The sequence below is a fragment of the Dactylosporangium salmoneum genome (assembly GCF_039532525.1).
Lineage (GTDB): Bacteria > Actinomycetota > Actinomycetes > Mycobacteriales > Micromonosporaceae > Dactylosporangium > Dactylosporangium salmoneum.
The window spans coordinates 411,610-421,168 of record NZ_BAAARV010000005.1; the positions used below are offsets into that span (position 1 = coordinate 411,610).

The window sequence follows — 9,559 nt, forward strand, 5'->3', positions numbered from 1 at the left end:
CGTACGAGCGCGGCGCTGTCCCCCTCCCTCGGGCGGCATGGCGGCACGGACCGCGTCGTGCTGTCCCGACACGTCACGCCGCGGCGGCAAGGGCGGCACAGGCCTCGTCGTACGAGCGCAGGACGTCGTGCACCGGTTCGACGATGTGCGTGGCGGCCACCGAGGCGATCGACGCGCGCAGCCGGCGCTCGGCCCGGGCCCGGGCGCGGCGGGCGCCGATGGCGACGAAGGGGCGCACCACGATGGCCAGCAGGAGCCCGAAGAGCAGGCCGCCGCCGAGCAGCACGGTGGCCAGCGGGACACCGGCGCCGACCGTCGGCCCCTCCACGCTGGGCAGGCCGAGCAGCGCGAAGACCGCCCGCACGGCCAGCCAGAGCAGCCCGGCCAGCGCGGTCGCGGCGCCGAGCCACTGCAGCGCGCCGACCATCCGCCACCACAGCGGCCGGCGGTCCACCCCCAGGTCGGCCGAGGCCACGGCCACGTCGAGCGCGTCGGGCACGTCGTCGACCCGCGAGCGCGACGCGGCGGCGATCGCGGCCGGCCACGGCTCGGGCAGCCCCTCGGCGGCCACCGCGGCCACGTCGCGGGACGCGAGCCCGACGGCCGCCTTCTGCGCGGCCGTGGACTCCGGCAGGGAGCTGGCCGCGGGGCGCTCGGTCGGGCCGGACTCCAGGTGCAGGCGGCGCAGCGGGTCCGGGCGCAGCCGGCGGCCCCAGCGCAGCAGCGGCCAGCCGAGCGTGCCGGTGGCGCGGTGCCGGTAGGTGCGCTCGGTCGCCGCGGCCACGATCGGGGCGCCCGCCGCGTCGCCGAGGGCCCCGGCGAGGCGGTCGACCGCTGCCTGCGGTACCGCGGCGGGAACCTTGGCGGGCGAGGACACCAGTGGCTGCAGGCCGGCCACCGCGTCGGTGACGTCGCCGCCGAGCCGCAGCAGTGCGGCCTGCCGGGTGGCCACCGCGCGCTCCAGCGCGGCGCGCAGCTGGCCCTGCCCGGGCTGGCCCTTGGCCGAGGTGGCGAACGCGGGCACGCCGGTCAGGCCGTCGGCGTCGAGCAGCCGGCGCAGGTCGGCCACGAGCCGCTCGGTGTCGGCCCGGACGAGCCGGTCGGCCTGGTTGAGCACGACCGCGGTCACGTCGCGATGGCGCTGGAAGTGGGCGAGGTACTGCTGGTGCACCACGCGGTCGGCGTACTTCTGCGGGTCGAGCACCCACACCACGAGGTCCACCAGGCGCAGCATCCGGTCGACCTCGAGCCGGTGGCGCTCCTCGACCGAGTCGAAGTCGGGCAGGTCGAGCAGGACCAGGCCGCGCAGGGCGGCCTCGTCGTTGCCGTCCAGCGCGCTCTCCCGGGTGAAGCGCCGGTTGGGCGGCACGCCGAGCCAGTCCAGCAGCGGGGTGGCCCCGGCCTGGCCCCAGACGCAGGCGTGCGCGACGCCGGTGGTGGGGCGGCGCACCCCGACCCGGGACAGCTGGAAGCCGGAGATGGCGTTGAACAGGCTGGACTTGCCGCTGCCGGTGGCCCCGGCCAGGGCCACCACCGTGTGCGCGCGGGAGAGGGCGAGGCGCTCACCGGACCGGTCGATCACCGTGCGCGCGGCGACCAGCCGGTCCTCGGGCACGTGCCCCTCGGCGGCCCGCACGAACCGCTGGAGCCCCTCGACCCGCGTGACGAGGTCGTCCACGTCGACCGGCGTGGCCTGACGCGGTACAACCTGCTGCTTGATCTTGTCGACCAGGCTCATTCGTCAACCTCGGACCGCGCGTGATGGATGGTGACACTCAGCGCCCGCAGGCGGGGCGACAGTTCCTCGTCGACGCCGGCCCCCTCCAGCGCGCTGCGGAAGCGGCCGGCCTCCTCGTCGAACAGACCGGCGACGCGCTCCTCGAGCTCGCGGCGGGCCCGGTCGGCCAGCGAGCGCACCGCCTGGTCGCCGAAGATCGCCTCGAGGACCTTCTGCGCCGCGAGCGTGGTGCCGCCGGCCACCACCACCTCGGCCCCGGTCGGGATGAAGGCGGTGGTCGCGAAGACGCTGATCATGACCAGCAGGCCGGTCGCGTTGACCGCGTAGGCGCTGGCCTTGGCGATCACCCGCTTGTCGCCGGCCTCCCGGCGGACCAGGTCGAGCACCGAGCGCTGCCAGTCGCGGATGAGCCGGTCGATGCGGGCGGCGAGGTCGGACGACGGGCGGACCAGCTCGGGCGCGGCCTCCAGCAGGGCGGCCCCGGCCGGGTGGGACCGCCAGGCGCTGCCGGCCCGCTCGGCGGCGTCGGTGGCCGCCCCCTCGAGCAGCATCCCGAGCCCGGAGCCGAGCGCCTCCTGGAACTGCTCGCCCGGGGCGGGCCGGCCGGTGATGGCGGCCACCGCCCGGTCGCGCAGCTTGCCGACCCGGGCCTGCAGGGCGCGCATGATGTCGCCGGTGCCGACCAGCTCCTGCCAGCGGGCCAGCACCTCGCCGCGCAGCAGCGCGCCGTCGTGGATGCCGTGGTCGACCGACTCGGTCGCCGCCCGGTAGGACGAGTGCACCGCCTCGGCGAGCGCCCCGGCCGCCGCGACCTGGTCCTCGGCCGCGGCGGCCAGGATGACCACGTCGACGGTGAGCGCGTCGATGGCGCCGCCGACGGTCTGGCGCACCACGGCGGCCCGGGCCTCGGCATCGCGGGCCAGCCGGCCCAGCCAGCCCTGCAGCGGGCCGATCTGCGCCTCGGCGAGCAGCCCCTGGCTGTCGAGGCGGGTCTCCGGCAGGACGAACAGGGGCACCCCGCCGAGGTCGTGGTCGCGCAGCATCTGGGTGAGGTGCGGCCCGATCTCGTCGGCCGCCCCGTCGCCGGGCACCCGGTCGAGCACGAGCGCGACGGCGGTCCCGCGGTTGCGGGCGGTGCGCAGCATGCCCCAGGGCACGGCGTCGGCGTACCGGGCGGCGGTGGTGACGAACAGCCAGAGGTCGGCCGCGGCCAGCAGCTGCCCGGCCAGCTGCCGGTTGGCGTCGACCACGGAGTCGATGTCGGGCGCGTCGAGCAGGGCCAGGCCCGGGCTCAGCGCCGGGGCGGAGACGACCTGCAGCGAGCGCGGGTCGCTGCTCGGGCCGGACGTGCGGGTCAGCGTGGGCAGCAGGTTGGCCCGGGAGAACCACGACATGTCGGCCGGATGGCAGACCAGGACAGGGGCGCGGGTCGTCGGGCGCAGCACCCCGGCCGGGCTGACCGGAGTGCGGATCAGGCTGTTGACCAGGGTGGACTTGCCGGCGCCGGTGGAGCCGCCGACGACCACGAGCAGCGGGGCGTCGAGCCGTTCCAGCCGCGGCAGCAGGTAGTCGTCGAGCTGGCCGACCATGCCGGCGGCGACGGTGGCGGCCCGCTCGGCGCTGGGCAGCGGGAGCGTGAACCGGGTCGCCTTCACGCTGTCGCGGAGGCGGACGAGGGCCTCCGAGAGAGGCTCCTTCTGCTCATCCGCGGGGCGCGGGCGTGGTGGACGATCGGTGGACGGCCCATCCGCCGAAGGGGTCACGGCCGTCGACCGGACGGACGCCGACTCGCCCTGAGTGGTCACGGGTAAAGCGTGCCCGATGCGGCTCGTCAGCGCTACGCAATGCGCGTGACCATCGATACCACCGAGCGCAAACCAACCCGGGAATCACCCGGGCCCTCCGAAGGTTGCGTCTGTCAGGCTCAAGGTTCCACTTGACGATCGTGAGTCTCGTGGCACTATTGAGTGACAGTCACTCAACTTCGCAGCCGGCGGACCGCGCCGACTGCCGCATGGAGGTCTAGCAGCTATGGCACGTGCGGTCGGCATCGACCTCGGAACCACCAACTCGGTGGTCAGTGTCCTGGAGGGCGGCGAGCCCAGCGTCATCGCCAACGCCGAAGGTGCGCGCACGACGCCCTCGATCGTCGCCTTCGCCCGCAACGGCGAGGTCCTCGTCGGTGAGGTCGCCAAGCGGCAGGCCGTCACCAACCCGGACCGGACCATCCGCTCCGTCAAGCGTGAGATGGGCACCAACTGGGCCATCGACATCGACGGCAAGAAGTACACCCCGCAGGAGATCTCCGCGCGGGTGCTCATGAAGCTCAAGCGCGACGCCGAAGCCTACCTCGGCGAGCAGATCACCGACGCGGTCATCACCGTGCCGGCATACTTCAACGACGCGCAGCGCACCGCCACCAAGGAGGCCGGCGAGATCGCCGGGTTCAACGTCCTGCGCATCGTCAACGAGCCCACCGCCGCCGCGCTCGCGTACGGCCTGGACAAGGGCTCCAAGGAGCAGACCGTCCTGGTCTTCGACCTCGGCGGCGGCACCTTCGACGTGTCCGTCCTGGAGCTCGCCGAGGGCGTCGTGGAGGTCAAGTCGACCTCCGGCGACAACCACCTCGGTGGCGACGACTGGGACGAGCGCGTCATCGACCACCTGGTCAAGACCTTCCGCGGCCAGCACGGCATCGACCTGTCGGCCGACAAGATGGCGATGCAGCGCCTGCGCGAGGCGGCCGAGAAGGCCAAGATCGAGCTGTCCGCGGCCACCACGACCTCGATCAACCTGCCCTACATCACCGCCGGCCCCGACGGCCCGCTGCACCTGGACACCCAGCTGTCGCGCTCGGAGTTCCAGCGGATGACGCAGGACCTGCTGGACCGCACCAAGGTGCCGTTCGAGCAGGCGATCAAGGACGCCGGCATCAACGTGTCCAAGCTCGACCACGTCATCCTGGTCGGCGGCTCGACCCGTATGCCGGCCGTGACCGACCTGGTCAAGCAGCTCACCGGCAAGGAGCCCAACAAGGGCGTCAACCCGGACGAGGTCGTCGCCGTCGGCGCCGCCCTGCAGGCCGGCGTGCTCAAGGGCGAGGTCAAGGACGTCCTGCTGCTCGATGTCACCCCGCTGTCGCTGGGCATCGAGACCAAGGGCGGCATCATGCACAAGCTGGTCGAGCGCAACACGACCATCCCGACCAAGCGCTCCGAGGTCTACACCACCGCGGACGACAACCAGCCCTCCGTGCTCATCCAGGTCTTCCAGGGCGAGCGGGAGATGGCGGCGTACAACAAGCGGCTCGGCACCTTCGAGCTGACCGGCATCGCGCCGGCGCCGCGTGGCGTGCCGCAGATCGAGGTCACCTTCGACATCGACGCCAACGGCATCGTGCACGTGTCCGCGAAGGACCTGGGCACGGGCAAGGAGCAGTCGATGACGATCACCGGCGGCTCGGCGCTGCCGAAGGACGACATCGAGCGGATGATGCGCGACGCGCAGGACCACGCCGACGAGGACAAGCGCCGCCGCGAGGAGGCCGAGACCCGCAACCTGGCCGAGGCCCTGCAGTGGCAGACCGAGAAGTTCCTGGCCGAGAGCGGTGACAAGATCCCGGCCGACGCCCGCGAGCAGATGAACGAGGCGCTGGGCGACCTGCGCAGCGCGCTCGGCGGCAACGACACCGAGCGGATCAAGGCGGCGCACGAGAAGCTCGCCCAGGTCTCCCAGCAGGCCGGCAGCGCGCTCTACGAGCAGCAGCGGCAGCAGTCTGCCGGCGACGCGAGCGGCGCCACCGGCGGCGCGGGCAGCACCGGCGCCCAGGCCGGCAACGGCCCGGACGACGTCGTCGACGCCGAGATCATCGACGAGGACAACAAGAAGTGACGGATGCTCAGGAGCCGGCCGCGCCGGAGGCGCCCGCAGCCGAGGCCGACGCGGTCGAGGAGACCGTGACGGCCGAGGCCCCTCCGGAGCCGGAAGCAGAAGAGGAGAAGCCGGTGGAGGGCGAGATCGTGGACGAGGAGTTCACGGTCCACGCCCCGCCCACCGAAGCACCGAACCAGGCGGCGGCGCAGGGCACGACCGACGACGCGCACCAGCACGGGCTGGGCGCGGAGCTGGCGGCCCTGCGCACCGAGCTCGACGAGCGCACGCGTGACGTGCAGCGGGTCTCCGCGGAGTACGCCAACTACCGCAAGCGGGTCGACCGCGACCGGGCGTTGGTGGTCGAGCAGGCCAGCGCCAACGTGCTGGGCGCGCTGCTGCCCATCCTCGACGACCTCGACCGGGCCCGTGACCACGGCGACCTGGTCGGGCCGTTCGGGGCGGTGGCGGACCAGCTCACCACGGCGCTGACCAAGTTCGGGCTGACCGTTTTCGGGGCCAAGGGCGACCCGTTCGACCCGACCCGCCACGAGGCGGTGGCCCACCTGACCTCGGCCGAGGTGACCGAGCCCACCTGCATCGACGTGATGCGCCGCGGCTACCTTCTCGGCGAACGGCTACTGCGACCGGCGCTGGTCGCGGTAGCCGACCCGGAGTAGACGAACGCCTGGAGGAGGTGGCGCAATGAGTTCGAAGGACTGGTTGGAAAAGGATTTCTACGCGGTTCTGGGCGTCACCAAATCCGCTCCCACCGACGAGATCAAGAAGGCGTACCGGAAGCTCGCGCGCGAGCTGCACCCCGACCGCAACCCCAACAACGCGGCGGCCGAGGAGCAGTTCAAGGCGGTGTCGGAGGCGTATGACGTGCTCTCCGACCCGGCGCGGCGCAAAGAGTACGACGAGATGCGGTCGCTGTTCGGCGCCGGCCAGTTCCGCCGTAACGCCCGGGCCGGCGGCCCGGCGGGCGCGGGCGGGCCGGGGTTCGACTTCACCGATCTGTTCGGCAACAACGCCGGGGCGGGCGGGCCCGGCCCGTCCGCCGGCGGCGACCGCCGCTTCGGCGGGGCCGGCTTCTCGGACCTCTTCAGCTCGATCTTCTCGGGCGGCGGGGGCGGCGGCACGGCGACGGCCGGGCGCCGCAGCCGCGGGCGCGACGTCGAGACCGAGGTCGTGCTCAACTTCGTCGACGCGGTGCAAGGGGCGACACTGCCGATCACCCTGCGCACGCCGGGCACCTGCGAGACCTGCCACGGCAACGGCGCCGCCCCGGGCTCGTCCCCGCGGACCTGCCCCAAGTGCCGCGGCCTGGGCGTGGTGAGCAGCAACCAGGGCTCGTTCAGCTTCACCGAGCCCTGCCGCGAGTGCCAGGGCGTGGGCACGATCGTCGACGAGAAGTGCCCGGAGTGCTACGGCACCGGCGGGGTCACCAAGACCCGCACGATCAACGTGCGGATCCCCGCCGGCGTCTCCGACGGCCAGCGCATCCGGCTGGCCGGCCGGGGCGAGCCGGGCGCTCGGGGCGGGTCGCCCGGCGACCTGTTCGTGCTCATCAAGGTCCGGCCCGACCCGGTCTTCGGCCGCAGCGGTGACGACCTGACGCTGACGGTGCCGGTGACGTTCGCGGAGGCGGCCCTCGGTGCCGACCTGCGCGTACCGACCCTCGACGCGGCCGTGACGCTGCGGGTGCCCCCGGGCACGCCGAGCGGGCGGACGCTGCGGGTGCGCGGCAAGGGCGTCGCCCGGCGCGACGGCAATGTCGGCGACCTGCTGGTCACCGTCGACGTTCACGTGCCGGCCGAGCTGTCCGAGGCGGCCCGGAAGGCTCTGTCCGACTATGCGGCCGCGGCGCCGCCGGCTCCACGCGAGCGGCTCGACGCGATCGCACGGGAGCGCAGCAGCTATGAACATTGACGATGGCGCGCACGAGCACGAGATCTTCCTCAGCTTCGAGGCGGTCTCCGACGCCAAGGTGCTGATCATCTCCATCGCGGCCCGGCTGGCCGGGATGCACCCGCAGACCCTGCGGCAGTACGACCGCATGGGCCTGGTGCAGCCCGGCCGGACCTCCGGCGGCGGGCGCCGCTACAGCGAGCGCGACGTCGCACTGCTGCGTGAGGTCCAGCGGCTGAGCCAGGAGGAGGGCGTCAACCTCGCCGGCATCAAGCGGATCATCGAGCTCGAAGGCATGGTCAGCGACCTGCGCCAGCGGGTCGCGGAGCTCGAGGACGAGCTGGTCCGCACGCGCACGCGGCTGGCCCACATCGAGTCCCAGGGCTTCCCGCGCCGCGACGTCGTACCCCTGAGCCAGCACCAGACGGCCCTGGTCGTGTGGCGCCCGTCGAAGAACACGTAGGTCCACGTTTGGCCCCGCGCGGAGATGGGCAACCCGATTGACGGGAATGGTGCGGTGCGTTCCGGAGGCTGACCGGGATGCACGCAAAGGGTGTGGTCACATCTGAGGGGCGCTCCGGCGACGGGGCGCCCCTCAGATGTTTTTGGGGCCCCCTTGCCACGGCCGATCCCGGGGGTGTAGTACATTAGTTCGAGCCCGCCATCGAACGCCTGTTCGGTAGTCTTCGATGGTGCCTTATAAGGCTTTCTTGCGTGCACCCTAGAAAGCCGTAGATATTCCACGACGACACGCCGTAGAGGTTCCTCTACGCGGTTCTAGCCTGCACGCTAGAAAGCCCGATACTGTGCGATTCGTGGACCCGGTTCGGAATCCCTACGCGCCCGGCGCCGGTCAGCGCCCGCCCGAGCTCGCCGGGCGGGACCGCGAGCTGCACGCCTTCGACGTGGTGCTGGAGCGGGTCGCCCGGGGCCGGCCCGAGCGCTCGCTGATGCTCACCGGCCTGCGCGGCGTGGGCAAGACGGTGCTGCTCAACACCCTGCGCTCCGAGGCCATCTCGCGCCTGTGGGGCACCGGCAAGATCGAGGCCCGGCCCGACCAGTCGCTGCGCCGCCCGGTCTCGGCCGCCCTGCACATGGCCATCCGCGAGCTGGCCCCGCACCACCGCGCCCCCGACCGCATCGACGAGTTCCTGGGCGTGCTGAAGGCCTTCGCGCTGCGCGAGGACCCGCGCAAGCCCCCGTCGAAGCTGCGCGACCGGTGGCAGCCCGGCATCGACGTGCCCGCCGCGACCGGCCGGGCCGACTCCGGCGACATCGAGATCGACCTGGTCGAGCTCTTCACCGACGCCGCCAGCGTGGCCGCGGACGTGGGCACGGGCGTCGCGCTCTTCATCGACGAGCTGCAGGACCTCGCGGCCGACGACATCTCCGCCCTCTGCGCCGCCTGCCACGAGCTGTCCCAGACCGGCGCCCCGCTGATCGTGGTCGGCGCCGGCCTGCCGCACGTGCCCGCGCTGCTGTCGGCCTCGAAGTCGTACTCCGAGCGGCTCTTCCGCTACCAGCGCATCGACCGCCTCGACCGGATCGCGGCCGACCTCGCGCTCACCGCGCCGGCCGAGCGCGAGGAGGTCGAGTACGAGCCCAAGGCCCTCGACGCCCTCTACGAGGCGTCGGGCGGGTACCCGTACTTCGTGCAGGCCTACGGCAAGGCCACCTGGGACCACGCCCCGCGCTCCCCGATCACCGCCGCCGACGTGCGGGTCGCCTCCCCGGAGGCCGAGGCGGAGCTGGCGGTGGGTTTCTTCGGCTCGCGCTACGAGCGGGCCACCCCGGCCGAGCGCGAGTACATGCGCACGATGGCCGCCATGCTCCCCGCCGTGGACGTGTCGGAGGCGGTCGCCACCTCGGAGATCGCCCGCGCCCTGGGCCGCCGCCCGGCCAGCCTGTCCCCGGCCCGCGACGCGCTCATCAAGAAGGGGCTCATCTACTCGGGCGAGCGGGGCACGGTCGCCTTCACCGTCCCCCACTTCGCCCGCTACCTGCGCACCCAGCCCGCCGAGTAGCGCCCCACCGGCAGCG

General features: G+C 73.2%; 7 protein-coding genes. 5 read left to right on the forward strand and 2 right to left on the reverse strand.

Going from position 1 to position 9,559, the window contains the following annotated elements; translation table 11 throughout:
• Window positions 1–73 precede the first annotated feature (73 nt).
• Window positions 74–1,738: a GTPase gene (locus ABD352_RS04715; RefSeq protein WP_344610932.1), complete on the reverse strand. Its 1,665-nt coding sequence runs from the start codon at window positions 1,736–1,738 to the stop codon at window positions 74–76.
• A complete protein-coding gene (locus tag ABD352_RS04720) occupies window positions 1,735–3,543 on the reverse strand; it encodes an ABC transporter (protein ID WP_425553457.1) in 1,809 nt (602 codons plus the stop codon). Before ABD352_RS04720 ends, ABD352_RS04715 begins: the two co-directional genes overlap by 4 nt.
• Before the next feature lie 226 nt (window positions 3,544–3,769).
• On the opposite strand from ABD352_RS04720, the gene dnaK reads away from it, so the two are divergent.
• From dnaK to ABD352_RS04745, 5 genes are all read left to right on the forward strand, one after another.
• Window positions 3,770–5,629, forward strand: coding sequence for a molecular chaperone DnaK (gene dnaK, locus ABD352_RS04725; protein WP_344610934.1), 1,860 nt, complete (start codon window positions 3,770–3,772; stop codon window positions 5,627–5,629).
• Window positions 5,626–6,288 (forward strand): nucleotide exchange factor GrpE, encoded by a 663-nt coding sequence (gene grpE, locus ABD352_RS04730; RefSeq protein ID WP_344610935.1) that lies wholly within the window; start codon window positions 5,626–5,628, stop codon window positions 6,286–6,288. The genes dnaK and grpE overlap by 4 nt, the downstream gene beginning before the upstream one ends.
• A 25-nt stretch (window positions 6,289–6,313) precedes the next feature.
• Window positions 6,314–7,540 (forward strand): molecular chaperone DnaJ, encoded by a 1,227-nt coding sequence (gene dnaJ, locus ABD352_RS04735; protein ID WP_344610936.1) that lies wholly within the window; start codon window positions 6,314–6,316, stop codon window positions 7,538–7,540.
• On the forward strand, window positions 7,530–7,982 hold the full coding sequence (locus ABD352_RS04740; protein ID WP_344610937.1) for a heat shock protein transcriptional repressor HspR: 453 nt from the start codon (window positions 7,530–7,532) through the stop codon (window positions 7,980–7,982). Before dnaJ ends, ABD352_RS04740 begins: the two co-directional genes overlap by 11 nt.
• A gap of 352 nt (window positions 7,983–8,334) precedes the next feature.
• On the forward strand, window positions 8,335–9,543 hold the full coding sequence (locus tag ABD352_RS04745; protein ID WP_344610938.1) for an ATP-binding protein: 1,209 nt from the start codon (window positions 8,335–8,337) through the stop codon (window positions 9,541–9,543).
• Window positions 9,544–9,559: the final 16 nt, after the last annotated feature.

Coding starts and splice junctions, on each gene's coding strand:
- ABD352_RS04715 (WP_344610932.1), bottom strand. CDS start 1,738: ATGAGCCTGGTCGACAAGATCAAGCAGCAGGTTGTACCGCGTCAGGCC.
- dnaK (WP_344610934.1), top strand. CDS start 3,770: ATGGCACGTGCGGTCGGCATCGACCTCGGAACCACCAACTCGGTGGTC.
- dnaJ (WP_344610936.1), top strand. CDS start 6,314: ATGAGTTCGAAGGACTGGTTGGAAAAGGATTTCTACGCGGTTCTGGGC.
- ABD352_RS04740 (WP_344610937.1), top strand. CDS start 7,530: ATGAACATTGACGATGGCGCGCACGAGCACGAGATCTTCCTCAGCTTC.